This is a genomic window from Comamonas antarctica (assembly GCF_013363755.1).
GTDB lineage: Bacteria > Pseudomonadota > Gammaproteobacteria > Burkholderiales > Burkholderiaceae_C > Comamonas > Comamonas antarctica.
In genome coordinates, this window is sequence record NZ_CP054841.1 from 456,443 (window position 1) to 482,457 (window position 26,015).

The window sequence follows — 26,015 nt, forward strand, 5'->3', positions numbered from 1 at the left end:
ATGAAGGTGGCGTGGTGGTTTGGACGTGCCATCAAGGCGCGCAATCGAGCTCGGTGTTCAGGCGCGCGGGCACATCGGCCCCTTGCGGGGCCTCGCAGGCATTGGCCGGCGCCAGCGTGATCGCCTTTTGCTCCATGGCCATGCCATCGCTGGCGACCACGGGCGGCACTGCAGGGCCGGAGTCACCGCCACAGGCGGTGATCAGACTCGCGGCCACGCAGGCCAGAGCCAGTGTCCGCAACGCACCGGGCACGCCGCGTGCTGAAAGCAGGCAAATGAGTTTGGACATGTCTTTCCTCAGTGGCTGCTCAAGCTCGACAAGGGCTTGTTCGACAGAAAGATCGACTCCAGTTCCGCATCGCTGAGAACGCGGTTCCACATGGCCAAGTCGCCATACTTGTGCTGGAAGGTGGGGGCCGTAGTGCATTTGCCCGGCTGATACGGCGGCTTCACCGTGCCGTTGCATTTGTTCATCAGGAAGGCGCCCGTGCCATCGGCCCCGATCCCCCACTGCGGGTAAGCCGACAGCTTGGACAGGTCGACGCTCCCGGTGGATTTCCCCTGCGCGACGCGGTTGATGGTGCCGGTGACGGAGTCGTAGACGTACATGTTCATGGTCTTGGCCACGCCGTCCAACGAGAATGCGATGTAGACCCAGCGGTTCTCGGTGATCTGCGTGTAGGGACTGGTCGGTCCGTCGGCACGCGCGCCGCCCGAGCCAATATTGAAGGCCACGCCGCACTGGCCGCCCGTGCCACCAAACAAGCCAATGGCCACGCCGGCATTGGCGCCGCTGACGTAGTTCTTGTTGGACACCAGCGTCACGTTGTTTTTGTCCACGCATTGCGGGGTGTTGAACCAGAACCCCAGCGTGAACTGCGGCGCAGCGCCCTGGGACACATCAAAGCCCGCATTGGGGGTCAGCTTGTAGCCTTCGAGGCCTTCGACGGTCGCGTAATTGGTGTCCACCAGCAGGCCATGCGTGCCGGCAAACGGGCCGGGCACCACCAGGCCGGCCTGGGGATCGAGCGCTGGTGAAAAGGCGGCCATGCGGCTATTGCCGATGGCGTCCACGGGCGGCAGGCGGTCGCTGAACGGGTAGTAAGACACCAGTCCGTTGCGCAGCGTGGTCGCCAGGGGCACGGGCGGCACATAGGTGATCGGCGATGTGAGGATGGCGCGCGCCGCCGCTGCCTGGTCGCTGTCGATGACCAGGGTGTAGTTCAGCGCCGCGCTGCCCTGGGCCGTCAGGGCTTGGGCCAGATCGAGATCGGTGAAGCTGCGCGTTCCCGCCGGCAGCCGGGTGGCAATGGCTGCGCCCTCGCGCAGGATGGACACCGTGCCATCAGACGGTGCTTCCCACTCCAGGGCCACCCGCACGTTCGGCGAATTGTTCTCCAGCACCGCCGCCTTGAGCTTTGACACGGCCCGGGGTCCGACCAGCGCGGCGCCATCGAGCTGGTAGTCCCGGGCCTGCGGCAAGGCCTGCAGATGGCCCAGCAGCGTAGGCGCCACATCGGCAAGGCTGTTGTAGGCGTACAAGTCCTTGAGTTCGGACGGCTCGGCGGCGTTGAGGCCCAGCATGCCGTTGTTGACCGGCTGGTTGATGGCCATGAAGGTGGTCGACTGCGGCAACAGCGGCAAGCCGTCATCCTGGCTGTTCAGGCTGAAGCCGTGATTGCCGGTGACGGTGATCAGCCAACGCTCGTTCTTGCGCGCTGCCGTTGCCGCGACCAGTTGGCCCACGGCCTGGTCCAGGCGGGCCAAGGTGTCGGCATATTGTTTCGATCCCAGTCCGTGGTTGAGCACCGCGTCGCTGGCCGCGTGGTATTGCGCGACCACCGTGCGGTAGTCGCCCTCGATCATCTGCCGGGCTGCGGTGGTGACGCAGTCGGTGGCAGCGCCCTGGGCCGCGCAACTGGACAGCGTATCCAGGTAGCCGGCCGCATGCTCCGACGCCAGCATCTGCGCCAGTCCCTTCGAGGCCACCGCGGCCCCGCTGCGCCCGGCATTGCGGTCCTTCAGCCGCTGAAAGACAGTGTCGCCGTGCAGTGCCTGGTTCGGCGCAGAAGACATCACGCGGTGGCGGCTCGCCCACATTCCGGTCAACAGCGTGGCCCATCCCGGCGCGTCAAGCGTGGGCTGCTGGCTGGGCGTGCCGGCGATACCGCCGCTATAGGCGAGATGGACCTCCAACTGCGCCAGCTGCGGCAGTGCCTGCGCAGCCATGCCGCGCTGCACCGCCGCGTAGGTGGCGCCATCCAGGCTGATCACCAGCGCGCGCGGGGTCGCGGGCGTAGCCGGTTCTTGCGGCGTTGCGGGCAGCTCGGTCACGGGAGGCAACTCGGGCGCGGCCACACGCCGCTCATCGCCGCCGCAGGCACTCAAGCCCAGGACGGCCGCCGTGACCAGCGTGCCCAGGCGCAGCCATGGCAATGAACGTGGCCTCCCCCGCTGCGACGGAGAGAACTCCCTGGAACTAGAACCACCAACCTGTTGTACCAACGACATGCTTTCACCTTCCGAGTTACTTGACGATTGAAAATCACCGGACTCTTGCAGCAAGGCGCTGAACGCTGGGGCGTGGTCTTCAATATCCGGAAGTGACCCACGTCATGCCTGGCTTCGCGCCGATGCTTGGCATCGAACTGTGTGCGGCCAGGGCCTCAGCGCTGCAAGATCACAGCGCCATTGCGACGCGTTGAGGCAAATGCTAGGGATGTCAAATGACGGTCAAGTGAAGGTTCCAACGGCGGTTTTGACAGTTTCCATAGAGCAGATCTTGAGATGGAAACAGAGCGCTGACGCACCGGTGCGGCGCTCTCAGGTGGGAGAAATTTCGATCGTGGGCTGGATCCAACCATTGAGGACACTGCCGCAAGCAGGCAACAGACAACAGGAGCGCTTATCGACTGCCGTCAGTGGTAGCCAGGGCAGTGCGCCGTGGCGGCCTTGCGCCGCGTCTGGCCGATGCTGCGCCGACGCCAAAGCCGGCGCATTGCGGCCCTCCGATCCAGCGGACGGCCGCAGGGCTGGCTATGGCCGGAGCGCGGGCATGGCCTGCCTCGACAACTCTTGCAGATAGCGCCCTGCGACCCAGCCCCGTTGTCCCTGTGCCGTCTCGATCTGGCACCAGCGCGCACCTGCCGTCATGGTGCAGCCGAAGTTGCGCAGCACATCGCCATTGCGCACGGTCGCGATGGCGCCAGCGTCGGCGGCGGCTGCCGTTCGAACATTGAGCAGGTCATCGCGGCCAAGCCCTGCCACTTTCCAGAGATCGGGCCCACCATCGAGCCCATCGGCATGGTGGGGCGCGGCCACTGGCGCCGGCAGCGCGGCCGGACTGTGCACCTGAGCGGCGGCGTTCTCCACCGAGACCGTGAGCTGATAATGGGCGGTCTCGTTGCGCCGAGCCGCATTGCGCATCAGGTAGACACTGATCGCGTAGGTGCCGCTCGACGGAACGACGAAGGACGTCGAATTGCCGTTGATACTGCTGTTGTACAGCGCCTCCGAAGCCCCGGGAGCACTGACATTGAAGTAGTTGCTGGCATTGTCGGTGTCGAGTTGGATGCTCATCCGCTGCCCTGCGGAAACGCGCAGCCGGTAGCTTATGGTCTGGTCGCCCCGGATGCTGCCATCGATGGTGGTTCCTGAGCTGCCGCGAGGAAACTTCACATCCACGCGGCTTTGCGCCTGCGCGGTGAAGGACGTCATCATCAACGCCGCGAAGGCAACAAATCCAAGTCGGCTGAGCATTTTGCGCATGGCACCACTCCTGTGGGATCTGGGTTGCATGGGAGGATAATGGCATTGCATCGGATGGCAAGTGATGGGTTGAACGCCCTTTGCGTGGCGCGCTTGGATGGGGGTCTTGGCAATATCCGCCTGGCAACGCCCTTGAATGGCGACCTGCATGCGCCGGCGCGGCCCCCGCCGGGCGGGTGGATTCACAAGCTGGAGCGCTGAACGCGAGTCGCCCTATGAAGCCCCTCTTTTCCCTGGCCATCGCCTTGGCGTGTCTGAACGCGGCGCTGGTGACGATCGACATGCTTCGAAGCGCACGCCCCCTGTATGCCGTGAGCCTGACGCTCATTGCCGTGATGCTGTCAATCGCCTTGGTCTGCTGGCGCACGCGGCGGCACCTGGGCGCGGCGTTGGCACTTGCCGGATCGGACGGCTCGCCGCTCGGCCAACGACTTCTGGGCTCGATCCAGGCACTCACGCGGTGGCTCAGCCTCGCCGCACTGCTGGTCGCCATGGCCATGGGCGGTGTTCTCACCGGGATCCTCAGCAGAATGGCCGAAGGCTACCCGCTTTTCGGGTGATCGCCGGCGCCTGCGTTTGCCTGCGGCGGCCAGGCGGCGGCACGGCGCACCGCGGCGGCCAGGGCAGCAGCGTGCCAAAGGGATGGGCCGGGTCTGCGGCGGACAGTGCCAGCGCGCCGGCCTGGCCAGCGCCCTGCTCAATGCGTCAGCGCCTTCATGATCTGCCCATGCACCTCGAACAGCGCCGGGTCCTCGGGGTCGCGTGCGCGCGGGATGTCGACGTCGATCACCGCGCTGAAGTGCGCCCCCGCTCCCGGATGGCCCATCACATAGATGCGGTCGGCGAGAAAGGCGGCCTCCATCATGTTGTGCGTGACCAGGATGCCGGTGGGGCGCGGGCCGGCGTTGTCCATCCACAGCTCCTGCATCAGCAGCCACAGGCGGCGCGCCGTGAGTTCGTCCAGCAGCAGCACGTCCGGCCGCGCCCGGGCGATGGCCACGCGCTGCTTCTGGCCGCCCGGGAGGAACTGCGGATAGGTGGCGGCATGCTCCTGCAGCTGGACCCGCGCGAGCAGTTCGGCCGCCACCTGGCGCGGGTCGCCTGCGGGGCGGCGTTCGCGCTCGAACACCAGATGGCGCCGCTGGACGGCGCGCAGCGGCAGCAGTTGATCGACTCGCTGCAGCAACTGGTGCGCGGGCTGGAGCACTGTGCCCGTGCACCGCTGGTGCCGTTGATCTGACGCATTGCTGGTGTCTGGGCAGCCGCTCCTCTGGCGCGATAAGTCCCTGCTGCCGCTGTGACGCAAGCCTCTGCGCCTCTGGCGCCGTGTACCCGTCCCGGGTGGGGGTTGGCCCTGGCTTGGAATTCCCCTGCGCTGCGGACTCGTCCTGCGCGGTTGCCGGCAGCCGCGCCCGGCCTCACTTCGCCCGCGAAGAAAGATAGGCCAGCCCCGCGCCCAGCATCTCGCCGATAAGCTTTTGCACCGGCTGCGCGGTCACCTCGCGGTACTCGTAGGGGTAGGCCTCGTTCATGTAGAGGCTCTGGCACATCTCCAGCTGGATGGTATGCACGCCGCGGCCGGGTTGGCCGTAATGGCGGGTGTTGTAGCCGCCCTTGAAGCGGCCGTTGACCACGTGCGAGAAACCCGGCGCCGCCTGCAGTGGCGCGGTGGCGGCCGCGAACAGTTGGGGATCGCAGGAGATGCCGCCGTTGGTGCCGAAGTTCAGGTCGGGCAGCTTGCCATCGAACAGCCGCGGAATCACGCTGGCGATCGAATGCGCTTCCCACACCAGCACCTGGCCGTGCTGCGCGCGCAGGCGCTCGATCTCGGCCTGCAGCGCCTGGTGGTAGGGTGTCCAGTAAGTCTCCACCCGGCGCTGGATCTCGGCCGCGTCGGGCGCGCAGCCGTCCTTGTAGAGCGGGTTGCCGTGGAAGGTGGTCAGAGGACACAGTCCGGTGGTGTTCTGGCCCGGGTAGAGGCTCTCGCCGCCCGGGGGACGGTTCAGGTCGACGATGTAGCGCGAGACCTTGGCGCCCAGCAGGCTGGCGCCCAGGGATCGGGCCACGGCGTAGACCTGGTCCAGGTGCCAGTCGCTGTCGCCCGTCTGCAGCGCCTCGTCCGTGTAGAGCTCCCGGAACGGCGCGGGAATCGACGTGCCCAGGTGCGGGATCGAGATCAGCAGGGGCACGCTGCCCTGGTGCAAATGGTAGGTCGGCGTTTCAATGGCGGTGCTCATGGAGGCGTGTGAATCGTGGTTTCGGAAGGGCGGCCCCGAGGGGCGGCCTGGAGATCTGCGGGCCGCGGAAACCGTCACATGCCAACGCAGTCGAAGGCACCGCCATTGCCGCGTGCCGCCGCAGGGATTCTAGGCCAGGTCCTGGTGCTGGCTGGGCCTGCGGCGTGCCCCAGGTGCCAGCTCAGTCGAGTTCGATATGCGCCGCTTCGGCCACCTGCTTGAACTTGGCGATCTCGCGGCGGATCTGGGCCGAGAACTCGGTCGGTGTCGTGCCCGACGCAAACAGCCCCAGGCCGGCGAGGCGTGCCCGCACCTCCGGGTCCTTGAGGGCCGTGGCGACGGCCTGCTGCACCTGCAGCAGGATCGCGGGCGGCGTGGCGGCAGGCGCGACCAGTCCAAACCAGGAGGGCTCGTTGATCGAGGCCTGGCCCAGCTCGGCATAGGTCGGCACATTGGGCAGCACCTCGAGGCGTTCGTTCCAGGACACCGCCAGCGCCCGCAGCTTGCCGGACTTGACGTGGGGCAAGGCGGCGATGACCTGGTCGAAGTAGGCCGCGACCTGGCCGGCCAGCACGTCGTTGAGCGCCGGCCCCGAGCCACGGTAGGGCACGTGCACCATGCTGGTGCCTGTGGCGCGCTTGAACAGTTCGCCCCACAGGTGGCCGATGGTGCCGTTGCCAGGCGAGGCATAGGACAGCTTGCCGGGATTGGCCTTGAGGTAGGCCACGAATTCATTGAAGTTCGTGACTCCGGGCACCTGGGCGGGGTTGATGACGAGAATGCCGGGGGCCTTGACGATCTCGGTGACGCCGACGAAGTCCTTGAGCGGGTCGTAGGGCAGCTTCTTGTACACGGCAGGGTTCACGCCGTGCGTCGACAGCGTGGCCACGGCCAGGACCGTGCCGTCCGCCGGCGCGCGAGCCGCCTCCGCCATGCCGACCGAGCCGCCGGCGCCAGCGCGGTTGTCGACGATGACCGGGCGGCCCAGCAGCCGCGTGAGTGGCTCGATCAGGGCGCGGGCCGAGGCGTCGGTGGCGCCGCCCGGCGGGAAGGGCACCACCAGGCGCAGCGGCTTGCCCTGGGCCCAGGAGATGCCAGGAAGAAGGGGCGATGCCGCCAGGGCGGTCAGGATATGGCGGCGTTGCAGGGTACGTTGCATGTAGGCTATCTCTCGATTCGATCAGGTGAAGTCAGATGTGTGGCTTCATCAAGCAAGAGCCGTGCCGCGTGCTGCTGAGATGCTTGCTGAACCGGTGTTGTCCCGACTTCCCGCCCCGCTGCGCGCAAGCCGGCCGCGAGACCAACGACAATCGGCGCATGGAAAACGTCGATTCACCGCAGGGTGACCTGCAGCGGCGCAGCAGCCGCCAGCGCAATGCGGTGCAGCATGCCATCGCGCATGCGCACCAGCCCCTGCTGCCCCCCGAAATCCTGGCGCTTGCCCAGGTCCAGCAGCCCACGCTGGGAATAGCCACCGTCTACCGCAATCTGAAGATCCTGCTCGATGCCGGTGAAGTGCTGGCGGTGGAGCTGCCCGGCGAGCCCACGCGCTACGAAAGCGCGCACCGCGGCCACCACCACCACTTCCACTGCAGCCGCTGCCTGCAGGTCTTTGACATCCCGGGCTGTCCGCCGCAGCTGGAGCAGTTCGCCCCGGCGGGCTACCAGGTCGAGCGCCATGAGCTCACGCTCTACGGCGTCTGCGCGCAATGCGCGCAAGCCACGGGATGAATCGCCCGTCCCTTTGCTTCCCGCGATGCAAGACGCCACTACAATTCAATACTGATAAATCATTATCGTTATTGGGTTGTTATGATCGTTTGCTGGATATGCCCGCGCCGCACGGGTTTCTCGATGCTGCCTCTGGCACTGCTGTCGGCGCAGGCCTTGGCCCAGGTGGAGCGCGCTGCCGCGGCCACGCTGGCAGCGGTGGAAGTACGCGGCACCGCCCTTCCCAGCGCCACCACCGAAGGCAGCCCGGGCTATGCACCGAGCCATGCGACCGTCGGCGCCAAGGAGGCGACGTCGGTGCTGCAGATTCCGCAGTCGGTGAGCGTGATCACGCGCGCCCGCATCGAGGACCAGAACCTGCAGACCGCCGAGGACGCGCTGCGCCAGGTCACGGGCGTCACGGTGACCCCCTGGGATGGCGCCACCGCGCAGATCCGCTCGCGCGGCTATTTCCTCGAGCCCAGCCTCGATGGCATTCCCGGCTATGGCGGGCTCAACGCCACGCAGCAGTTCGACCTCGCCATGTTCGATCGCGTCGAAGTGCTGCGCGGGCCCGGCGGCTTGTTCCAGGGATCGGGCCAGCCCGGCGGCAGCGTCAACTTCGTGCGCCGCCAGGGCCTGGCCGAATTCGCGGCGGACGCCTCGGCCTCCGTCGGCTCCTGGTCGCAATACCATGCCGAGGCCAGCGTCGGCGGCGCGCTGGATGACGGCAAGACGCTGCGCAGCCGCCTCGTCATGTCCGGCACCGACCGCGGCTTCTACTACACGCGCGCGCACAGCCGCAGGACCCTGGCCTACGGCACGCTGGACTACGACCTGAGCCCGGCCACGACGCTGTCGCTCTACGGCGCGTACCAGCAGGACAGGACCAACCCGTTTTCGGGCCTGCCCGCCTATGCCGATGGGCGCTTCATTGCCGCGCCGCGCTCGACCAACCCCTACCCTGGCTGGGCGGTCGCGGACACCGCCACGGCGCTGCTGGCGGCCGAGGCCGAGCACCGCTGGGGCAATGGCTGGAAGCTGCGCGCGCGCTACAGCCGCCAGGTGCAGGATTACGATCTGCGCGACAGCTACCCCACCACCGGCGTCGATCCCGCGACCGGGCTGGTCCCCTATGCCCGGCGCGGCTGGGATTCGCAGACCACGCGCGACACCGTCGACGTCTATGTCGCGGGACCGTTCCAGCTGCTGGGCCGCGCGCACTCCGCCACTGCCGGCTGGAACCATGGCAAGGTGAGCAGCGACACCGACTACGGCGCCAACGACACCATCTCGGGCATTGCCTTCGGCAACCCCGATGCCGTGCCGGAATTGACCGTTCCGCCCTATGTGCGCGGCTACAGCGACGACACCCGCCAGCGCGGCTTCTATGGCCAGTTGCGGCTCAGCGTGAACGATGCGATGACGCTGGTGACGGGCGCGCGCAGCAGCGATTTCTCGGTGCGCTCGCGCAGCACGCGTCCCGGCAGCGCGCCTCCCGCCTGGAGCCAGGGTGCACGCGAGACCGGCCAGTTCAGTCCTTATGCCGGCCTGGTGCTGAGCCTGGCGCAGGACACGACGGCCTACGCCAGCTACTCCGACATCTTCATGCCGCAGACCGCCAAGGATGTGGCCGGGCGTACGCTGCAGCCGCGCGTGGGCAAGCAGATCGAACTGGGCCTCAAGAAGAGCCTGTCGGACGGCCGCCTGCTGGCTTCGGCAGCACTGTTTCGCACGCGTGATGAAAACCGCTCGATGCCCGACACGGCACACCCCGGCTCCTTTGTCCAGGCGGGAGAAGTGCAGGTCAAAGGCTGGGAATTCGAGCTCAGCGGCAGCCCCTGGGCGAATCTCGAACTGGTGCTGGGCTACACCCGACTGGATACCGCATACCGCGCGCACCCGACGCTGGCCGGCACGCAGTTCAGCTTGTTCGAGCCCCGGCACAGCCTCAAGGGCTATGCGCATTACCGGCTTGCCGGCCCCTGGTCGGTGGGCGGCGGGTTACAGATCACCAGCGGTGTCATCGGCACCGGCGTGGCCGGCACGCGGGAATCCGGCGGCTACGGCATTGCCAGCCTGCAGCTCGGCTACCAGCTCGATGCGCACACCAGCGTGACGCTGGCCGTCAACAATGCGTTCGACCGCAACTACTACGCGCGCGTCGGTGGCCTGAACTCATACAACACCTATGGCGAGCCGCGCAATGCGCAGCTGGCGCTGCGCTCGAAATTCTGACTTCGCTCGAGGTCCGTGCCGCTGGCGCGGGCGCAGCGCCCGACCGCTGTTTGCCCGGCTTTGCCTTACAGGAACTCACCCCCGACAAACAAAACGCACCCCGGACTTGGGGTGCGATGCGGGCCCGCAAAGCTCGGCAATGTGCTACGGCGTGGTCTTTTTCTCTCCGTGCCGCAGGGCACCGGTGGGTGAACCGCTGTCCTTATCTGCGGACTTCTTTACCTTTTCCTCTGTGGCGCTCGACTTCGCATGCGTATTCTTCGTCGAATGGGCGTTGCCGCCCTTGGAGTCTTTGGTCGATTGCGGCATATGAGATTCCTTCCAATACGCTGTGAATTCAGCCACTCCAATTTCAAGCAGACGCGTCATGAACCATGTAGGACCCGAGGAAATCCGCCCGAGGGGATGGTGCCCGTGAGCTATGGGCCCACCCGGTTGAAGGGGCAACCGCTGGCGCGAGGTCCCTCCCCGGCAGCGCACCCGCGGTCTGCCGCACGGCGCCGGCTGTGTGCGCCCGTTATTTCCTGAGCCTGCAAGCGGCACGCACCAGGCGCTGCGCCTCGCCTGGAATGTCCTTGAACGCCACCGGCGCGCTGCCCAGCTCGAAGCTGCGGCTCATCGTCATTGGCCCCTTCCAGGCGGGAAGTTGGTAGAACTTCATCTGGGTGTACCAGCCCGCCTGGTTCTCGCAGTCGATCACTGCCATGGAATGGTGCGAGCGGTACTTGCCGCCGCCATAGGCGACCCGAGACGCGCTGCGGGACACGCGCACCTCGACCGCCAGGTGATCCGCCTGGGATGGCGAGGGCAGGCGGATCTCGATCAGGTCCGCCTCCGGCTGAAGCGGATCACCATAGACGGTGAACCAATCCTGCGCCCAGGAAGAAGCGCAGACGGTGGCCAGCAATAGCGTTGCAAGGGTGCGGTGCATCAATGACAGTGGGAGTTGTGCGTGGATTGTCCTCGCTCCGCTTCACAGTGCCCATTTTGAAGGGCCACTGCGCTAGTCGGACTTCCGTGACCGGCGCCGGCTTTCTTCAGGGTTTCAATCCCGCGACCGGAAGCGTCATCAGCAAAATGGCCGGATTGGCCACGACCAGGCCGACGCCAGCCGCCATGTAGATCGGCGAGAGCAGTTTCAGCGCCTCGGCGCTGCTTTGGGAGTCGGTGACTTGCACCTCATAGCGCTTGTGCAGTTGCATCGAAGCCGCCGCCGCCGCGTCCGGGCGTGGCACATAGCGGCTGCCGACCATGAAGGCGGTGTAGTAGATCAGGCCGTCCTGGGTTTCTCCATAGCCCAGCTTCCGGGCTTCGGCCTTGTCCTGCGCCGTCGCGTCCGGTGTCAACTGCAGCCGGACATAGCCTGAGGTCTTGCCGCCCGCCGCGACATTGAAAGGCCGGATCATCTCGGCGGTCAGATGGCGCCGAAAGCCCGCGCCGAACGAGGCCGCCATGACGGGATCGGTGTCGAAAATATAGTGATACCGCTCGCCCAGCACCACGAACATGCGCGCGTCCGATGACATGCCCAGCGTCGAGAAGGTTTCGGTGTAACGCCGGGTCGATGCACAGGCCGAAAGCGCGATCACCAGCGCCCCAAGGATCAGCGCACGCAGCAGCGTCGGCAGGGTCATGGTGGGTGGCATTGGCGTTTCGCGCATAGGGCAGGCAGAAAATTGCGGGATGGGAGGCTAGTGCACCAGCTTGAACACGCTGACCGTCACGGACAGTCCCATGGCCTGGTTGCTGAGCAACTGGGACGCGGCCACCGATTCCTCGACCAGCGCCGCATTCTGCTGCGTGGCCTGGTCCATGTGGGCGATCGACTGGTTGACCTGCGCGATGCCCGCGCCCTGCTCGTGGCTCGCGGCGCTGATTTCGCCCACCATCTCGGTCACGCGCTGGACGCTGGTGACGACTTCGCGCATGGTCACGCCCGCCTGCTCGACCAGGTGGGTACCGGAGTCGACCTTGGCCACCGAGTCGTCGATCAGGGCCTTGATTTCCTTGGCGGCGGCGGCCGAGCGCTGGGCCAGGCTGCGCACTTCGCCGGCGACCACCGCAAAGCCGCGGCCCTGCTCGCCCGCGCGTGCCGCCTCGACGGCTGCGTTCAGCGCCAGGATGTTGGTCTGGAACGCAATGCCGTCGATGACGCTGATGATGTCCACGATCTTGCGCGACGAGGCGTTGATCGAGCCCATGGTGACCACTACCTGGTCGACCACGGCGCCGCCGCGCACGGCAATCCCCGAGGCCGACAGCGCCAGCTGGTTGACCTGCTGGGCGTTCTGCGCGTTCTGCTGCACGGTCGAGGTCAGTTCCTCCATGGCGCTGGCGGTTTCCTGCAGCGCCCCGGCCTGGGCTTCGGTGCGGTTGGCCAGATTGTGGCTGCCGGAGGCGATCTCGGCCGAGGCGGTGGTGATGGTGTCGGTGCTGGTGCGCACCTGCGCCACCATGCGCGCCAGGTTGTCGCGCATGGTCTGGATGGCGAACAGCAGGCTGCTGCGGTCCTTGGGGTCGGTGGCCACCTGCACGGTCAGGTCGCCGCCGGCAATCTGCGTCACGATGTCCGCCGCATACTGGGGCTCGCCGCCAAGCTGCCGCACCACCGCGCGCAACATGCTCCACGCCATGCCGGCAATCACCAGCATCAACAAGCCGCCGATGGTCAGCAGTATCACGGTGTTGCGCCAGAAGGCGTCGTCGATGTCGTCGATGTAATCGCCAAAGCCAATGGTCCAGTCCCACGGAGCGAACTTGATCACGGCGTAAAGCTTGTCGACCGCTTCCTTGGCGCCTGGCCGCGTGCCCTTGGCCACCACCGTGCCGATGACCTTGCCCTCCAGCGCCGCGCGGTAGCGCACGCCCGCTTCCTTGCCGCCCTTTTCATCGACGATACCAACCCGCTTGGGGTTGGGATGCACCAGGTTCACGTCATCGGTGAAGCCCCGCACGAAGAAATACTGGTCGCCCTTGATGAAACTGCCAATGATGCGTTTGCCCTCGGTCTGGGCTTCGGCGCGGGTCATCTTGCCGCTTTGCTCCTGGGCGCTGAGGTTTTCCAGGGCGGCATGGGCCAGGGTGACCAGCCTGGAGAGCTGCGCCGTGCGCTCCTCGATCATGGACTGGCGCAGGGTCGACAATGAAACGGCGGCAAGCACCGCCATGCTGAGAAGCGCGACGCTGCACAGCAGCAGGATACGGGTCTGTAATTTCATGCGAAGCCTTGTCGAAACCCTGGTTATCGGCAAGCGACCGGAAAACTGCAGCAGTAAAGTGAGGAATTACCCACTGCACTGCTCTCTATCGCGGGTTCACGCGGCTGGCCGCCGGCATGGACGGCGGCACACCCGCAACAGCGGCGGGCTGCTGCCACCCAGCGCTCAAACCCGGCGCCACACGCTGGCCAGCCAGGGTTGCTGTTCGATCGGCAACCCGGCAGGACGGTAGAAGTGTTCCAGCTCCTCGAAGCCGGCCGCGGTCACCACGGCGCGCCACGCCGGCCAGTCGTGGAACACGCCGTAGCGCTCCCCGCTCCAGCCCTCCTGCCCAGCCCCGCGCGGGTTGGAGCTGAACAGCACCCCGCCCGGCCGCAGGCAGGCGTGCAACTGGCCCAGCACCCGGGGCAGCGCCTGGCTGGGCACATGGAACAGCACGGCGTTCGCAAACACGCCGTCGAAGCGCTGCGCCGGCAGTTCCAGCTGCAGAAAGCTCTGCTCCCACACCGCGCAGCCGCTGTGCGCGCGCGCCATTGCCGCCAGCCGGGGCGCGCCTTCGAGGCCCACGGCGCGGTGGCCCAGCGCCGCGAAGCTGCGCAGGTCGCGCCCCGGGCCGCAGCCGAAATCCAGCAGGTCGAACGGCGGCGGCGCGTCGATGTGCGTGAGCAGCGCGGCGATGTTCTGGCTGACGTCGTGGTCGCGCGTGCCTTCCCAGAAGCTTTGCGCATGCTGTTCGTAGTGCGCCAGCGTGCGGGCGGCAATCTGTTGCAGGTCTTCGGAATGCTCGGTCATGCCACATCATGGCATACGGCAGCGCCCGGGTCTGGCACGCCGCGCGCGCTTCAAGCCCGCCTAGAGAAAACCAATCCAGCGCCCGGCCAGCAGCACGGCGCACCACAGCAGGGTCGAGGCCGCGGCGCGCAGGCGCAGTCCGGTGGAGAGCGTGCCATCGCGCAGGCTGCGGGCCAGGGCCGGGCTCGCATGCTGCCAGGCGATATTGCCCACGGCCAGCAGCAGCAGTCCCAGCTTGAACTGGAATGCCGCGTTGTCCAGATACTCGTGCGGGCGCACCGTGAACAGCCACAGCCCGGTGGCGACGGCCAGGCCCAGCCCGGCGGCGGCGGCCCGGCTGGAAAACGGCAGCAGCACCGGCAAAGGCACATTGCGCCACAGTCCCGCCAGGCGCAGGTCCAGCGGCACGATGGCGCCAAGCAGCAAACCCAGGCCCAGGATATGGGCCGCGTTCAGGAACAGATACGCCGTGCCCGAACCCCGCAGCCAGAGCGCTCCCGGCCAGGCGGCCAGGCTGTCCAACAGCCCCTCCATGGCGCTCAATGCTTCAGGCGCTCGGGATACATGTCGTAGTTCTTGCCATCGATGGTGATGCGCACCGCCTTCATGTGCCGCTTTTGCGGATCGAGGTCGCGGTTGCCGCGCACGGTGATGGCATCGCCCACCCGGGCGCTCGACTCCTGGAAGCCGGAACGCTCGGTCTGGGCCGGGTTGCCCAGGTCGACCTGCCAGCGCGCGCCGTCAGCCGCCACGACGACCAGCGTGGGATGCGGCGGCGCCATGGAGATCTGCGCGATCCGGCCTTCGAGCGTCATCTGCTCGCTTTCGGCCCAGGACCAGCCATGGTGGGCCAGCGCGACATGCGCGGTCGAGACCAGGGCGGCGCCCAACAGCAAACGCGTGGCTTGCGTCATGAGGTTCCTGCGGGATACAGAACGGAAACAGGACATGGCGACTCCTTGGCAACGGGTTGGCTAGCGCCGGCCTTGCGCGCCCAAGGCCAGGGCCACGACGGCAATGCCGCCGGCAATGATGAGCGCGTCCTCGATCAGGCCGCTGCGCGTCTGGCCGATGTGCTTCATGGCGCTTTTGCGTGCGTCGAGGGTCACATAGGCCAGCGGCACCGCGGTGGCAATGGCGGCCACCGCTCCGGCTTGCTCGCGGCCCTTGGGCGCCAGCGCCGCGCCCGCGATGCCGGCGCTCGCGACGCGGGCCAGCAGGCCCAGGAACACGGTTCTGTCAGGTGCGGTCTTCATCTTGTCGCCGGCCAGCTCGCCCGCGCCCATGAACAGAGCGCCGAAGCGGAACAGGGGGCGATCGAGCAGCGCCAGCTTGCCCGGCGTGGATTTCCCCAGCAGCCGCGCCGCCGACAAGGTGGCCATCGGTGTCATGGAGCGCGCGCTGGCGACCGCGCCAATCAGGGCAGAGTACAGAAGGCCGGTGTTTTTCATGATGGTTTCAATGCAGGTCAAAATACCATCCTTGACCACATGGCGCCGCCTGTCGATGCGCGAAAGCGCGACCGTGCGTAGGACAAAAGCAGGAGTTCTGAACTGCGGCCTGAAGAAATTCCGGATCCGGCAACTGCGGGCCCTCTTGCCAGATGAAGCCTAAAAGGCAACAATCATAGCCTTATGAGCAACACCCAGCAAGCCATGGATCTGCTGTTTCCCAGCCTGCGCCAGCAGGTGCTGGCGGCGTTGCTGCTGCAGCCCGGCAGCAGTCTGCACCTGCGCGAACTGGCACGGCTGACCGGCAGCCACGCAGGCACATTGACGCGCGAGCTCGCCAAGCTGGCCCAGGCCGGGTTGCTGCTGCGCAGCAACCAGGGCAACCAGGCACGCTACAGCGCCAACGTCCAGCACCCGCTGTTTGCGGAACTGGCAGCCATGTTCCGCAAGACCCATGGCGTGGCGGCGGCGCTGCGCACGGCCCTGGAGCCGCTGGCCGACCAGATCAGGCTGGCGTTCGTTTATGGCTCCATGGCGAGCGGCACGGCGCATCAGCACAGCGATATCGATCTGCTGCTGGTGGGAACGCCGGACTTCGTGGCGGTCGTTCAGGCCGTATACCCGCTGCATGCGCAGTTGGGCCGCGAGATCAACCCGGTGGTCTGGACGCCGCAGGAGTTGGCGGCCAAGGCACAAGCGGGCGATCTCTTCGTGCGCGAACTGCTGCGCAAACCCAAACTCTGGATACAGGGGGATGACCATGGGCTTGAACAACTTGCAGGCCATCGGCCGCCTGCAGGCGCATCCGCCTGATCCCGGGGGCATGACCAAGCTGCTTCAGGCGGCGCAGCGCAATCTGGCTGATGCGCAGGTGGCGCAGATCAGTGCCGGCAACCGATTCGATGCCGCCTACAAGTGCGTGATGCAATGCGCCATGCTGGGCCTGTGGGCCCATGGCTGGCGCACGTCCACCAGCCAGCCCGGCCACCATCAGACGGCGATCCAGACGCTGGACCAGACCCTGGGCGTGGACAAGCAGGACCTGATCCTGCTCGACGCCTTGCGCCGCCAGCGCAATGTCAACGACTATGAAGGCGATCCGATTTCCGATGCCAGCTTGCAAGCCTGCCTGCAAGCGGCCGCCAAGCTGCTCGCACACACGCGGCAGTGGCTGCATGCCCAGCATCCGGAATGGCGCTTGGACTGAGCACTGATAGCGCGCGGGCGAAACTCGTCGCGCCATGTCGGTCAACCTGCTCGCGCATCGAAGTGCAGCGGCCGCAACGGCCTGGTTGACGCTTCACTCCTCCCGGGCGCGCGGGTAGCCGGCCTCGGCCCAGCGCTCGGCAGACGCGCGCGTGAGGCGATGGTCGGGCCGGACCCGGATCCTGGCCAGCTCGCTGCCCTCGGCATCGGTGGCGGTGAGCGTCGCGGACGGGTTGTCCTCATCGGGCTCGATATCGAGCGCCACCGTCACGCGCCGCCCGCGGACCTCGATCTCGATGTCCTTGTGCAGCAGCGCGGCCTGGTGCTGCTCGTTGCGGCGTATCACTTCGCTGGCCGTCTTCACCAGCGTGTTGAAGGCCGACATGTCCAGGGGTTTGGGACTCTTCTTGTCCCGGCCCATGGTCCAGGGACCGACCAGCGCCGGCTCGGCCTGGCCGTCCTGGGTCATTGCCACGGCCCAGCCGTCGTCGTCTTCATTCTTGATGACGCGGGCCATCCAGCCCTTGTGGTGCCAAAGGCGGTCTTCGAAGATCGAAACGTCTTCGTGCTCGGGTTCAACGGACATGTGCGGACTTCTGGAAGCGATCAAGTCCAAAGTCTACTGTTTTTTTACACAGCTCTGCTGGCGTGCGCGCTTCTTTGCCTCTGGAGAAATGGTCATTGCGCAGGCGCGGGCAAGTTTTCCCGCCGATGCGCGCGCGGGGCGCCAGCGCGTCACGCGCGCCACCCTGCACGGCCCTCTGCCTATAATCCGCGAGCCCCGTGATCCACGGGGCATCCGTGCGCCAGGTGTCTGCATGTCTTGCATGCAGAGTAAACGGGAACGGGGTGAAGGCCGCAGCAATGCGCCCATTCCCCGGCTGCCCCCGCAACGGTAAGCAAGCGACAACGCCAATCGCTTGCCGGCTGGACTCCAGCCCGGCAAGCCGTCACTGGGCCTCTACGTGGTCTGCAACAGCAGATGCGCGGCGGGCCTGGGAAGACGCGGCGCTGGCGGAAAGCCTTTTCCGCCCCTTGTGAGCCCGGATACCGGCCTGGCGCGTTTGCGCATGCTCCAGCATGCGCCGAGCCGACCGTCTGCGGGGTGCAGACAGCGGCGCGAAGCCGGCTGCCCATGCGGGGAGAGCCGCGCGCGTTGCTGTCACAACAGATGGTCCTACCTGTTTGACCAATGCAACGCCCATTTTTCGCTCTCCGTCCCGTCGCCCTGTGCGCGGCCCTGCTTTGCGCGCCGGTCCTGGCGCAGCCCTCGCTGCCGGAAGTTCGCGTCGCTGCCGCGCCGCAATACCCCGGTGAACAGTTGACACTGCCGGCGCAGACCGCGAGCCGCACCGGCCTCTCCATTCAGGACACACCCGCCAGCATCGACGGCGTGTCGGCCGAGCAGGTGCGCGAACGCGGCGACCACGGCGTGGCCGAGGCCGTCACCCGTACCGTGGGCCTGACTTCCAGCGCCTCGCCCGGCAATGGCGGCCTGGCGTTCGGCAGCCGCGGTTTCGCGGGCGTGAACTCGGTGGGGGTGGCCGAAGACGGCCTGTCCGCGGCCATTGCCGCCGGCACCATTTCCTCTCCCTCGGACAGCTGGGGCTACGAGCGCCTCGAGGTGCTGCGCGGCCCCGGTTCGCTGATGTACGGCAGCGGCACCCTGGGCGCGACCATCAACGCGGTGCGCAAGCAGCCCAGCCGCGTTGCCAGCCATGAAGCCATGGTCTCCGGGGGCTCCGACGCCACGGCACGCATCGGCCTGGGCGCGACCGGCCCGCTGGGCGATATCGTGAGCTACCGCCTCGATGTCCATGGCCAGCGCAGCGACGGCGAGCGCGCGCTGGACGATTCGCGCAGCGGCAAGTTCATGGGCACGTTGCGCATCGAGCCCTCGAGCGACCTGCAGATCGACCTGATGGCCGACCACAGCCTGCAAAATCCCACGCGCTACTGGGGCACGCCCGGCCTCAACGGCCGCGTGGTCGAGGCACTGCGCGGCGAGAACTACAACGCCGGCGACAGCATCATCCGCTATGAAGAGGACCGCCTCCGCGCCAGGCTGCGCTGGCGCGCGACCGACGCCATCACCGTGCGCAACGACCTGTTCCATCTCCAGACCGACCGCCGCTGGCGCAATATCGAAGCCTATGCGTACCACCCCGCGGCCAGCACCGTGGCCCGCTCTGACTACCTGGAAATCCTGCATGACCTGGAGCAGACCGGCAACCGTTTCGGCGTGGACCTGGCGCTGGGCGCGCACCAGCTTGCCCTGGGCTGGGACGTCTCCAAAGCCAGCTTCGAGCTCGGCAACAACGCACCCTATGGCGGCTCCTCGGTGGTCTCGGCCTTCCATCCGCAGCCTGGCCGCTGGATCAGCCCCGACCCGACACTGGCCAAGTCGGCGACCGAACTGCGCCAGAACGCGCTTTATCTCGAAGACGCATGGAAGCTGTCCGAGCAGTGGCTGCTGCTCGCCGGCCTGCGCCGCGACACCTACGACTTCGAACGTGCCGAACGGGTCGCGGGCACGCCCTTCGACAAGAAGCTGGGCGGCACTTCGGCGCGCCTGGGCCTGAGCTACAAGCTCGATGCGCGCACCAGCCTCCATGCGCAATACAGCAGCGGCCACGATCCCGTGACCACGCTGCTCACGCTGAACCTGGCCAACCGCGATTTCAGGCTGAGCCAGGGCCGGCAGCTGGAGTTGGGCATGAAGCAGCAGCTCCCGGACCAGCGCGGCGAATGGACGCTGGCCGTCTACGACATCCAGAAGGATGACATCGTCACGCGCGATCCGAACCGGCCCGCGATCTCGATACAGGGCGGTTCGCAGTCGGCCCGGGGCGTGGAGCTGACCGGCGTGCTGCGCGCCAGCGCCGCGCTGCGCTTCGAAGGCAACGCCAGCTACACCGACGCGCACTTCGACACGCTGCTTGAAGCCGGTGGCAACCGCGCCGGCAATCGCCCGCCAGGCGTGGCCAGACAGACCGCCAACTTCTGGGCCCACTACCGCCTGCAGGCCTGGCAGGCCTCGCTGGGCGCGCGCCACGTGGGCCAGCGCTATGCGAACAACGCCAACACCATCGCGGTGCCGGGCTACACGCTGTTCGACGCGGCGCTGCATTGGCAGTTCAATGCCCACACCACTTTCAGCCTGTTGGCGCGCAACCTGACCGACCGCTTCTACGCGAACGCCACCTACGGCAGCCAGTTCCTGGTCGGCGCGGGCCGGCAGTTCGAGCTGGGCGCCAACTTCCGCTTCTGAGATGCATATGCGCCAAGCTTCTCTTTGTATTGCAACGGCGCTGGTGCTGGCGCTGGGCGCCTGCTCGCGGCGGGAGAGTCCGGCCGCGCCGGCACCTGCGGCGCCATCCGCCGTGGCGCCCGTGACCGTGGACGTCTGCGGCAAGCCCGTGGCATTTGCCCAGGTGCCGCAGCGCGCGGTGACCTATGACGTCGGCATCACCGAGATGTTTCTGTACCTGGGGCTGGGCGACCGGCTGGTGGGCACGGCGGGCATCCCGGCCGACAAGGAAATCGATCCGGTGTTCCGCGCGCAGCTCGAGCGCGCGCCGGTGCTGTCGCGCAAGGGCATCAATATGGAGTCCATCATCGATGCCAAAGCCGACTTCGTGTTTGCCGGCTGGAGCTATGGCTTTCGCCCGGGCGAGGTGACACCCGAGCTGCTCGCGGGCTACGGCATTGCCAGCTATGTGCTGACCGAGTCCTGCATCCGCGTGGGGCCGCGCACGCGCGTGCGCATGGACGACACGCTGGCCGACCTGCGCAATGTGGCGCGCATCTTTGGCGTGCAGGACGAGGCCGAGCCGCGCATCGAGCGGCTCGAGCAGTCGCTGCGCGCACTGGAGCGCCGCACGCAAGGCGTGCAGCAGCGCCCGCGCGTGTTTGTCTACGACAGCGGCGAAGACATTCCCACCACCTCGGGCCGATTCGGCATGCCGCAGGCCATCATCGAGGCCGCGGGCGGCAGCAATATCTTCGACGACATCGCCAGCAACTGGCCGCGGGGCAACTGGGAGGACGTGGTCGAGCGCAACCCCGAATGGATCGTCATCGTCGACTATGGCGTGCCCGACGCGCAGGGCAAGATCGACTTCCTGCGGCGCAAGCCGCAGCTGTCGCAGGTGGATGCGATCCGCGACCAGCGCTTTTTCGTGCTGAGCTATGCCGAGGCCACGCCGGGCCCGCGCAACATCGCACGCGCCCGGGACCTGGCGGCCGCCATGCATCCGGCTTTGATGGCCCCCGCCAAACCCTGAGCCACCCATGCAGCCTATACACCCTCTTCTTGCGCCAGCGCGGCGCTGGCCTATCGCGCTCTGGTGCGCAGTGCTGGCAGCGATCTTGGCAACTGCCCTCACCTTCGCGATCACCTGGGGCACGGTGAGCATCGAGCCCGCCACGGTCTGGCGCATTGCCGCGGCGCAGCTGCTGCAAGCCGCCGGCATCGAACCTGCGGTGCAGACCAGTTGGTCGGTACAGCAGTTCCAGATCGTCTGGCTGATCCGCATGCCGCGCGTGCTGCTCGCGGCGCTGGTGGGCGCGGGCCTGGCCGTGGTGGGCGTGGTCATGCAGGCCATGGTGCGCAACCTGCTGGCCGATCCCTATCTGCTGGGGGTGTCGTCCGGCGCCTCGGTGGGCGCCGTCTCGGTGCTGGCCTACGGCACGCTGGCCATGGCCGGCAGCTACGCGCTGACGGCCGGTGCGTTTGCGGGCGCGCTCGCGGCCACGCTGCTGGTCTATGCGCTGGCGCAGGTGCAGGGGCGCATCCATGCGACGCGGCTGATCCTGTCGGGCGTGGCCGTGGGGTATGTATTGGTCGGCCTCACCAGCCTGATCACGCTGACCTCGGGCCAGCGCGAACTCGCGGCCGCGCTGATGACCTGGACGCTGGGCACGCTGGCCGGCACCGAATGGAAGGAACTGGGCCTGCCGGCGCTGGTGCTGGCGGCCAGCCTGGCCTGGCTGCTGCTGCAGGCCCGCACGCTCAATGCGCTGGGCAGCGGCGAGGAAACCGCCATGACGCTGGGAGTGAACACGCATGGGCTGCGGCGCCGGCTGTTCATCGTGGTCTCGCTGCTGACCGGCACCATGGTCGCGGTCAGCGGCGCCATCGGTTTCATCGGCCTGGTGATTCCGCACATCACGCGCATGCTGGTGGGCAGCAACCACCGGCGCGTGCTGCCCGTGGCGGCGCTGGGCGGGGCGATCTTCCTGGTGCTGGTGGACCTGCTGGCGCGCACCTGGCTCGCACCCACCGAGATTCCTGCGGGCGTGCTCACTTCCCTGATCGGCGGGCCGTTTTTCGTGGGCATGCTGCTGCGCCACACGGGCTTTGGCGGGAGGCCGGCATGAGCGCTGTGCTCGAAGGCCGCGAACTGCAGTGGCAGGTGCATGCGCGCCGCATTGTCGACGGCGCGAGCATCGCGCTCGCGCGTGGCGAATGCGTGGGGCTGATCGGGCCCAACGGCAGCGGCAAGTCCAGCCTGCTGCGCATGCTCTACCGCGTGTTGCCGCCCACGCATGGCCGCGTGCTGCTGCTGGGCCAGGACGTCGCGGACATCGAGGGGCGCGCGTTTGCGCGCCAGGTGGCGGTGCTCGCGCAGGAATCGGCGCCGGCCTTTGACACCCGCGTGGCCGAACTGGTGATGCTGGGCCGCATCCCGCACCAGGCGGGCTGGGCGCGCGACAGCGCGCAGGACCAGGCCATCGTGCGCGAAGCCCTGCGCCAGGTGGGTGCCGGCGCGCTCGTGGACCGCTCGCTGGCCGAGCTGTCGGGCGGCGAGAAGCAACGCGTGCTGCTGGCGCGCGCGCTGGCCCAGCAGCCGCAGGTGCTGCTGCTCGACGAGCCCACCAACCATCTCGACATCCGCCACCAGCTCGAGGTGATGGGCCTGCTGCGGCGCCAGCGGCTCAGTGCCATCGTGGCGCTGCACGACCTCAACATCGCCGCGCACTACTGCGACCGCCTGGTGCTGCTCGACCAGGGCCGCATCGTGGCCGAGGGGGAACCGGCCCAGGTGCTCACGCCGGCCCGCTTGCAGCAGGTCTACGGCGTGGCGGCCGAGGTCGACATCCATCCGGGCACGGGACGGACGCGCATCAGCTTCACTCCCGAGGCAATTCACGGGTGAGCACCCGCAGCCGCGGGAAGACCTGCGGGGCTGGATCAGCGCACTGCACCCTGGTGTTTATGCTGGCCTGATAGACTGGATCCCATACGCCAAGTCACACACCATGTCTTCCAAGCCCCAACCCACCATTTTGACCGAACGCGGAATGCAGATCGCCGAGCGACGCATCCCCGCGATTGCCGCCAAGGCGGGTCATGATGCGTACTGGAATACGCTCAGGCATACCGGCGCGGTCACCGTGAAGACCGCCAGCGGCCAGGTCGTCGAACGCAAGCTCGACGGCAGCGTCACGGTCCTGATGAATCTCCCGATCGGCAAGCGCGTCAAGCCCGGCACCATCCTCAAGCGTGTCAAGTAAAGCTGCGCGCGCCGGACGCGCGCCGTCTCCCGCCATGCGCTCGGCACAGCCGCGCCTGCGGGTGCTGGCAGGACCGAATGGATCGGGCAAGAGCACCATCATGTCCGAGCTCAAGCCGCAGTGGATCGGCGTCTTCGTCAATGCCGACGAGTTGGAGAAGGCCCTCAATGCCTCGGACGGGTTTTTGCCGCTTCGGGATTTCGGCATTACGGGAGCGCCTGCCCGAGTGCTCGCGCGGATCAAGACCAGCCTGCAGACGTTTGGGCTCGACAAGCAACTGGACATGCCGGCCTTGTTGCAGGGAATCGCTTTGGACCCAGCGCTGACGCTGTGGGTGCCCGGGCCCTTCAACTCCTATCTGGCGGCCTCGCTGGCCGAGGCCATCCGCCAGGAACTGCTGCACGAAGGCAAGACCTTCACCTTCGAGACGGTGATGTCGCACGACTCGAAGATTGCCTTCATGCGCGCAGCGCGCGAGCGCGGCTACCGCATCTACCTGTACTTCGTGGCCACCGATGATCCCACCATCAACATCGACCGGGTACGCCGGCGCGTGCTGCAAGGGGGCCACCCCGTGCCCGATGACAAGGTCATCGACCGCTACCACAAGTCCATCGATCTGATGACCGCGGCTTGCGAGGTCGCGCACCGGGCCTATATCTTCGACAACTCCGGAGCCCGGCACAAGCTGCTGGCCGAGGTCACGGATTTCGACACCATCCGCCTGGAAACCAGCGTCATCAATCCCTGGTTGCTCGGCACGGCACTGTGGTGCAGCTTCTCCTGAGGTGCTGATCCGGCGGGGCCCGAGACCGCGCCAGCGCGTCCGGCGTCAGCGTTTGCGCTGCAGCGCCGCTTGGCGAACGCGCGCAACGGCCTGACCAACGCAGCATTCTGGTCAGGCCAAGCCAGTACGTACTGCTGATGCTGGCCTCCTCGATCTGCCCGCAGATCTCGGCCGAGGAATTGACCGCGGTGGCCAACCGTGTGCAGTCCGAGACCTTCCGCTCGGTCGAGACCTATGTGCTGGTGGCCGCCGCCCATCTGCTGATGTCGCTGCTGATGCGCGCCGTGTCCTGGCTGGTGGCGCCGACCGTGGGGCTTCATGGTGCAGATCGTGAAGAACACCTCGCTGGCTTCGGCCATCGGCTTCGCCGCGGCCAGCGCCTTGGCGCCGTAACGGCGCACGCCCGGCGTCCGCGGCGGCACGGCGCGCGAGAGCTTGCTAATGCAGCTCCAGCGCCTCGTCGCTGCGCGGCTCGAAGCTCTCGGCCTGCGCCAGCTGCCACATGCGCGCATAGAACTCGCCCTGCACGGCGTTGCCCAGCAGCTCGCCGGGCTTGAGGAACACATGCAGCTGCGAGAACAGCTTGACCTCGGTGGCCGACATGCGCCGCACCAGGTGCTTGGCCTGCAGCTGGGAAGGGTGCGTCAGGCCGGCCGCGGCCAGCATCTCGGCCAGCGCGGCCAGCGTGTTGCGGTGGAAGCTGTAGACGCGCTCGGCCTTGTCGGGCACGACCAGCGCGCGCTGGCGCAGCGGGTCCTGGGTGGCCACGCCCGTGGGACATTTGTTGGTATGGCAGCTTTGCGACTGGATGCAGCCGATGGCAAACATGAAGCCGCGCGCGCTGTTGCACCAGTCGGCGCCGATGGCCAGCACGCTGGCGATGTCGAACGCGCTGACGATCTTGCCGCTCGCGCCAAGCCGGATCTTGTCGCGCAGGTTCAGGCCCACCAGCGTGTTGTGCACGAACAGCAGGCCTTCGCGCATCGGCACGCCCATATGGTCGGTGAACTCCACGGGCGCAGCGCCGGTGCCGCCTTCCTTTCCATCGACGACGATGAAGTCCGGCAGGATGCCGGTGGCCAGCATGGCCTTGGCAATGCCCATGAACTCCCAGGGATGGCCCAGGCACAGCTTGAAGCCCACGGGCTTGCCGCCGGACAGCGCGCGCAGCTGGGCAATGAACTCCATCAGCTCGATCGGCGTGGAAAACGCACTGTGGTTCGACGGCGAGATGCAGTCCTGGCCCATCGGCACGCCGCGCGTGCTGGCGATCTCCAGCGTCACCTTGTGCTTGGGCAGGATGCCGCCATGGCCGGGCTTGGCGCCCTGGCTGATCTTGATCTCGATCATGCGCACCTGCGGCGACGCGGCCTGCTCGGCAAAGCGCTGCGGATCGAAGCGGCCGTCGTCCGTGCGGCAGCCGAAGTAGCCGCTGCCCAGCTCCCAGATCAGGTCGCCGCCATGCTCGCGGTGATAGGGGCTGATGCTGCCCTCGCCGGTGTCATGCGCGAAGTTGCCGCGCTGCGCGCCCTGGTTCAGCGCGCGGATCGCATTGGCGCTGAGCGCGCCGAAACTCATCGCCGAGATATTGAACACCGAGGCCGAATACGGCTGCGTGCACTGCGGCCCGCCGATGCTGACGCGAAAGCCGGCCGGATCGCTCAGCGGCGCGGGGCGGATCGAGTGGCTGATGAATTCAAAGCCCGGCTGGTAGACGTCGATCAGCGTGCCGAACGGCTTGTCCGCGGTTTCCTTCTTGGCGCGCGAATAGACCAGCGAGCGCTGGGCGCGCGAAAACGGCAGCGCCTCGCTGTCGGATTCCAGCAGGTACTGGCGGATCTCCGGCCGGATGGCTTCGATCAGGTAGCGGATGTTGCCCAGGATGGGATAGTTGCGGCGCACCGCGTGGGACTTTTGCAGCAGGTCGAACAGTCCCAGCAGGCTCAGCAGCCCGGTCGCCAGCGTGATCGGCCAGAGCCCGCTGCGCGCGACGAAGGGCAGGCTGACCAGGGTGTAGGCGACGCAGAGCGCAAAAAAGGCGTAACGGCTCAGTAGGGACAGGCTCACAGGGTTTTCTCCGGTTCGGTGC

General features: G+C 67.2%; 27 protein-coding genes, 1 pseudogene and 1 riboswitch. Of the genes and pseudogenes, 12 read left to right on the forward strand and 16 right to left on the reverse strand.

The window, feature by feature from the left end:
* Window positions 1-31: 31 nt before the first annotated feature.
* The 3 genes from HUK68_RS21410 to HUK68_RS21420 all read right to left on the reverse strand — a co-directional run bounded on the left by HUK68_RS21410 (window position 32) and on the right by HUK68_RS21420 (window position 3,768).
* On the reverse strand, window positions 32-289 hold the full coding sequence (locus HUK68_RS21410; RefSeq protein ID WP_175506264.1) for a hypothetical protein: 258 nt from the start codon (window positions 287-289) through the stop codon (window positions 32-34).
* An 8-nt stretch (window positions 290-297) separates the two neighbouring features.
* Window positions 298-2,436, reverse strand: a complete 2,139-nt coding sequence (locus HUK68_RS21415) for an alkaline phosphatase family protein (RefSeq protein WP_175506265.1) — start codon at window positions 2,434-2,436, stop codon at window positions 298-300.
* Between the two features lie 600 nt (window positions 2,437-3,036).
* Window positions 3,037-3,768: an SH3 domain-containing protein gene (locus HUK68_RS21420; RefSeq protein ID WP_175506266.1), complete on the reverse strand. Its 732-nt coding sequence runs from the start codon at window positions 3,766-3,768 to the stop codon at window positions 3,037-3,039.
* A gap of 215 nt (window positions 3,769-3,983) precedes the next feature.
* On the opposite strand from HUK68_RS21420, the gene HUK68_RS21425 reads away from it, so the two are divergent.
* Complete coding sequence (locus HUK68_RS21425; RefSeq protein WP_175506267.1) at window positions 3,984-4,328, forward strand: hypothetical protein; 345 nt, start codon at window positions 3,984-3,986, stop codon at window positions 4,326-4,328.
* A 137-nt stretch (window positions 4,329-4,465) separates the two neighbouring features.
* Here HUK68_RS21425 and HUK68_RS21430 read toward each other — a convergent pair whose 3' ends face one another.
* From HUK68_RS21430 to HUK68_RS21440, 3 genes are all read right to left on the reverse strand, one after another.
* Complete coding sequence (locus HUK68_RS21430) at window positions 4,466-4,975, reverse strand: ATP-binding cassette domain-containing protein (RefSeq protein WP_175506268.1); 510 nt, start codon at window positions 4,973-4,975, stop codon at window positions 4,466-4,468.
* 211 nt (window positions 4,976-5,186) lie between these two features.
* Window positions 5,187-6,005, reverse strand: coding sequence for an N-formylglutamate deformylase (hutG, locus tag HUK68_RS21435; RefSeq protein ID WP_175506269.1), 819 nt, complete (start codon window positions 6,003-6,005; stop codon window positions 5,187-5,189).
* A 181-nt stretch (window positions 6,006-6,186) separates the two neighbouring features.
* Entirely contained in the window at window positions 6,187-7,152 is a 966-nt protein-coding gene (locus tag HUK68_RS21440) for a Bug family tripartite tricarboxylate transporter substrate binding protein (RefSeq protein ID WP_175506449.1), read from the reverse strand.
* 170 nt (window positions 7,153-7,322) lie between these two features.
* Between HUK68_RS21440 and HUK68_RS21445 the strand changes: the two genes are divergently transcribed.
* Together HUK68_RS21445 and HUK68_RS21450 are read left to right on the forward strand one after the other, a co-directional pair.
* Window positions 7,323-7,736, forward strand: coding sequence for a Fur family transcriptional regulator (locus HUK68_RS21445; protein WP_175506270.1), 414 nt, complete (start codon window positions 7,323-7,325; stop codon window positions 7,734-7,736).
* A 123-nt stretch (window positions 7,737-7,859) separates the two neighbouring features.
* Window positions 7,860-9,953 carry a TonB-dependent siderophore receptor gene (locus HUK68_RS21450; protein WP_175506271.1) on the forward strand — a complete coding sequence of 698 codons (2,094 nt, stop codon included), beginning with the start codon at window positions 7,860-7,862 and terminating at the stop codon, window positions 9,951-9,953.
* Window positions 9,954-10,097: 144 nt separating this feature from the next.
* Here the strand turns inward: HUK68_RS21450 and HUK68_RS21455 are convergent, their stop codons facing one another.
* The 8 genes from HUK68_RS21455 to HUK68_RS21490 form a co-directional block, all read right to left on the reverse strand.
* Entirely contained in the window at window positions 10,098-10,262 is a 165-nt protein-coding gene (locus HUK68_RS21455) for a hypothetical protein (RefSeq protein WP_175506272.1), read from the reverse strand.
* Window positions 10,263-10,470: 208 nt separating this feature from the next.
* Window positions 10,471-10,884 (reverse strand): hypothetical protein, encoded by a 414-nt coding sequence (locus HUK68_RS21460; RefSeq protein WP_175506273.1) that lies wholly within the window; start codon window positions 10,882-10,884, stop codon window positions 10,471-10,473.
* Window positions 10,885-10,990: 106 nt separating this feature from the next.
* Entirely contained in the window at window positions 10,991-11,587 is a 597-nt protein-coding gene (locus HUK68_RS21465) for a hypothetical protein (RefSeq protein WP_175506274.1), read from the reverse strand.
* Between the two features lie 57 nt (window positions 11,588-11,644).
* Window positions 11,645-13,171: a methyl-accepting chemotaxis protein gene (locus tag HUK68_RS21470; RefSeq protein WP_175506275.1), complete on the reverse strand. Its 1,527-nt coding sequence runs from the start codon at window positions 13,169-13,171 to the stop codon at window positions 11,645-11,647.
* A 165-nt stretch (window positions 13,172-13,336) separates the two neighbouring features.
* On the reverse strand, window positions 13,337-13,963 hold the full coding sequence (locus HUK68_RS21475) for a class I SAM-dependent methyltransferase (RefSeq protein ID WP_175506276.1): 627 nt from the start codon (window positions 13,961-13,963) through the stop codon (window positions 13,337-13,339).
* Window positions 13,964-14,023: 60 nt separating this feature from the next.
* The gene (locus HUK68_RS21480; RefSeq protein ID WP_175506277.1) at window positions 14,024-14,497 is read right to left on the reverse strand and encodes a DUF6644 family protein; all 474 of its coding nucleotides are present in this window, start codon (window positions 14,495-14,497) and stop codon (window positions 14,024-14,026) included.
* Between the two features lie 5 nt (window positions 14,498-14,502).
* Window positions 14,503-14,877 carry a DUF6152 family protein gene (locus HUK68_RS21485; protein WP_175506278.1) on the reverse strand — a complete coding sequence of 125 codons (375 nt, stop codon included), beginning with the start codon at window positions 14,875-14,877 and terminating at the stop codon, window positions 14,503-14,505.
* Between the two features lie 60 nt (window positions 14,878-14,937).
* Entirely contained in the window at window positions 14,938-15,414 is a 477-nt protein-coding gene (locus HUK68_RS21490) for a hypothetical protein (protein ID WP_175506279.1), read from the reverse strand.
* Between the two features lie 183 nt (window positions 15,415-15,597).
* Between HUK68_RS21490 and HUK68_RS21495 the strand changes: the two genes are divergently transcribed.
* Together HUK68_RS21495 and HUK68_RS21500 are read left to right on the forward strand one after the other, a co-directional pair.
* Window positions 15,598-16,227 (forward strand): nucleotidyltransferase domain-containing protein, encoded by a 630-nt coding sequence (locus tag HUK68_RS21495; protein ID WP_175506280.1) that lies wholly within the window; start codon window positions 15,598-15,600, stop codon window positions 16,225-16,227.
* Window positions 16,228-16,237: 10 nt separating this feature from the next.
* A complete protein-coding gene (locus tag HUK68_RS21500; RefSeq protein ID WP_244146378.1) occupies window positions 16,238-16,621 on the forward strand; it encodes a DNA-binding protein in 384 nt (127 codons plus the stop codon).
* Window positions 16,622-16,714: 93 nt separating this feature from the next.
* On the opposite strand, the gene HUK68_RS21505 is transcribed toward HUK68_RS21500, so the two are convergent.
* Entirely contained in the window at window positions 16,715-17,206 is a 492-nt protein-coding gene (locus HUK68_RS21505) for a hypothetical protein (protein WP_175506282.1), read from the reverse strand.
* 205 nt (window positions 17,207-17,411) lie between these two features.
* A riboswitch (cobalamin riboswitch) is annotated at window positions 17,412-17,693 on the forward strand.
* Window positions 17,694-17,812: 119 nt separating this feature from the next.
* On the opposite strand from HUK68_RS21505, the gene HUK68_RS21510 reads away from it, so the two are divergent.
* The 7 genes and pseudogenes from HUK68_RS21510 to HUK68_RS23360 form a co-directional block, all read left to right on the forward strand.
* The gene (locus tag HUK68_RS21510) at window positions 17,813-19,891 is read left to right on the forward strand and encodes a TonB-dependent receptor (RefSeq protein ID WP_175506283.1); all 2,079 of its coding nucleotides are present in this window, start codon (window positions 17,813-17,815) and stop codon (window positions 19,889-19,891) included.
* Window positions 19,892-19,898: 7 nt separating this feature from the next.
* Window positions 19,899-20,906, forward strand: coding sequence for an ABC transporter substrate-binding protein (locus tag HUK68_RS21515; protein WP_244146379.1), 1,008 nt, complete (start codon window positions 19,899-19,901; stop codon window positions 20,904-20,906).
* Window positions 20,907-20,913: 7 nt separating this feature from the next.
* Window positions 20,914-22,002 (forward strand): FecCD family ABC transporter permease, encoded by a 1,089-nt coding sequence (locus HUK68_RS21520; RefSeq protein ID WP_175506285.1) that lies wholly within the window; start codon window positions 20,914-20,916, stop codon window positions 22,000-22,002.
* Entirely contained in the window at window positions 21,999-22,781 is a 783-nt protein-coding gene (locus tag HUK68_RS21525; RefSeq protein ID WP_175506286.1) for an ABC transporter ATP-binding protein, read from the forward strand. The genes HUK68_RS21520 and HUK68_RS21525 overlap by 4 nt, the downstream gene beginning before the upstream one ends.
* Window positions 22,782-22,884: 103 nt before the next feature.
* Window positions 22,885-23,139 carry a hypothetical protein gene (locus HUK68_RS21530; RefSeq protein ID WP_244146380.1) on the forward strand — a complete coding sequence of 85 codons (255 nt, stop codon included), beginning with the start codon at window positions 22,885-22,887 and terminating at the stop codon, window positions 23,137-23,139.
* Window positions 23,140-23,173: 34 nt separating this feature from the next.
* Window positions 23,174-23,926 carry an ATPase gene (locus tag HUK68_RS21535; RefSeq protein WP_175506287.1) on the forward strand — a complete coding sequence of 251 codons (753 nt, stop codon included), beginning with the start codon at window positions 23,174-23,176 and terminating at the stop codon, window positions 23,924-23,926.
* Between the two features lie 119 nt (window positions 23,927-24,045).
* A pseudogene (locus tag HUK68_RS23360) lies at window positions 24,046-24,225 on the forward strand (amino acid ABC transporter permease); the annotation flags it as partial.
* A 139-nt stretch (window positions 24,226-24,364) separates the two neighbouring features.
* On the opposite strand, the gene HUK68_RS21540 reads toward HUK68_RS23360, so the two are convergent.
* Complete coding sequence (locus HUK68_RS21540) at window positions 24,365-25,993, reverse strand: FMN-binding glutamate synthase family protein (RefSeq protein WP_175506288.1); 1,629 nt, start codon at window positions 25,991-25,993, stop codon at window positions 24,365-24,367.
* Window positions 25,994-26,015: the final 22 nt, after the last annotated feature.

Coding starts and splice junctions, on each gene's coding strand:
- HUK68_RS21410 (WP_175506264.1), bottom strand. CDS start 289: ATGTCCAAACTCATTTGCCTGCTTTCAGCACGCGGCGTGCCCGGTGCG.
- HUK68_RS21420 (WP_175506266.1), bottom strand. CDS start 3,768: ATGCGCAAAATGCTCAGCCGACTTGGATTTGTTGCCTTCGCGGCGTTG.
- HUK68_RS21425 (WP_175506267.1), top strand. CDS start 3,984: ATGAAGCCCCTCTTTTCCCTGGCCATCGCCTTGGCGTGTCTGAACGCG.
- hutG (WP_175506269.1), bottom strand. CDS start 6,005: ATGAGCACCGCCATTGAAACGCCGACCTACCATTTGCACCAGGGCAGC.
- HUK68_RS21445 (WP_175506270.1), top strand. CDS start 7,323: ATGGAAAACGTCGATTCACCGCAGGGTGACCTGCAGCGGCGCAGCAGC.
- HUK68_RS21450 (WP_175506271.1), top strand. CDS start 7,860: ATGCTGCCTCTGGCACTGCTGTCGGCGCAGGCCTTGGCCCAGGTGGAG.
- HUK68_RS21455 (WP_175506272.1), bottom strand. CDS start 10,262: ATGCCGCAATCGACCAAAGACTCCAAGGGCGGCAACGCCCATTCGACG.
- HUK68_RS21460 (WP_175506273.1), bottom strand. CDS start 10,884: ATGCACCGCACCCTTGCAACGCTATTGCTGGCCACCGTCTGCGCTTCT.
- HUK68_RS21465 (WP_175506274.1), bottom strand. CDS start 11,587: ATGACCCTGCCGACGCTGCTGCGTGCGCTGATCCTTGGGGCGCTGGTG.
- HUK68_RS21470 (WP_175506275.1), bottom strand. CDS start 13,171: ATGAAATTACAGACCCGTATCCTGCTGCTGTGCAGCGTCGCGCTTCTC.
- HUK68_RS21475 (WP_175506276.1), bottom strand. CDS start 13,963: ATGACCGAGCATTCCGAAGACCTGCAACAGATTGCCGCCCGCACGCTG.
- HUK68_RS21480 (WP_175506277.1), bottom strand. CDS start 14,497: ATGGAGGGGCTGTTGGACAGCCTGGCCGCCTGGCCGGGAGCGCTCTGG.
- HUK68_RS21485 (WP_175506278.1), bottom strand. CDS start 14,877: ATGACGCAAGCCACGCGTTTGCTGTTGGGCGCCGCCCTGGTCTCGACC.
- HUK68_RS21490 (WP_175506279.1), bottom strand. CDS start 15,414: ATGAAAAACACCGGCCTTCTGTACTCTGCCCTGATTGGCGCGGTCGCC.
- HUK68_RS21495 (WP_175506280.1), top strand. CDS start 15,598: ATGAGCAACACCCAGCAAGCCATGGATCTGCTGTTTCCCAGCCTGCGC.
- HUK68_RS21500 (WP_244146378.1), top strand. CDS start 16,238: ATGACCAAGCTGCTTCAGGCGGCGCAGCGCAATCTGGCTGATGCGCAG.
- HUK68_RS21505 (WP_175506282.1), bottom strand. CDS start 17,206: ATGTCCGTTGAACCCGAGCACGAAGACGTTTCGATCTTCGAAGACCGC.
- HUK68_RS21510 (WP_175506283.1), top strand. CDS start 17,813: ATGCAACGCCCATTTTTCGCTCTCCGTCCCGTCGCCCTGTGCGCGGCC.
- HUK68_RS21515 (WP_244146379.1), top strand. CDS start 19,899: ATGCGCCAAGCTTCTCTTTGTATTGCAACGGCGCTGGTGCTGGCGCTG.
- HUK68_RS21520 (WP_175506285.1), top strand. CDS start 20,914: ATGCAGCCTATACACCCTCTTCTTGCGCCAGCGCGGCGCTGGCCTATC.
- HUK68_RS21525 (WP_175506286.1), top strand. CDS start 21,999: ATGAGCGCTGTGCTCGAAGGCCGCGAACTGCAGTGGCAGGTGCATGCG.
- HUK68_RS21530 (WP_244146380.1), top strand. CDS start 22,885: ATGTCTTCCAAGCCCCAACCCACCATTTTGACCGAACGCGGAATGCAG.
- HUK68_RS21535 (WP_175506287.1), top strand. CDS start 23,174: ATGCGCTCGGCACAGCCGCGCCTGCGGGTGCTGGCAGGACCGAATGGA.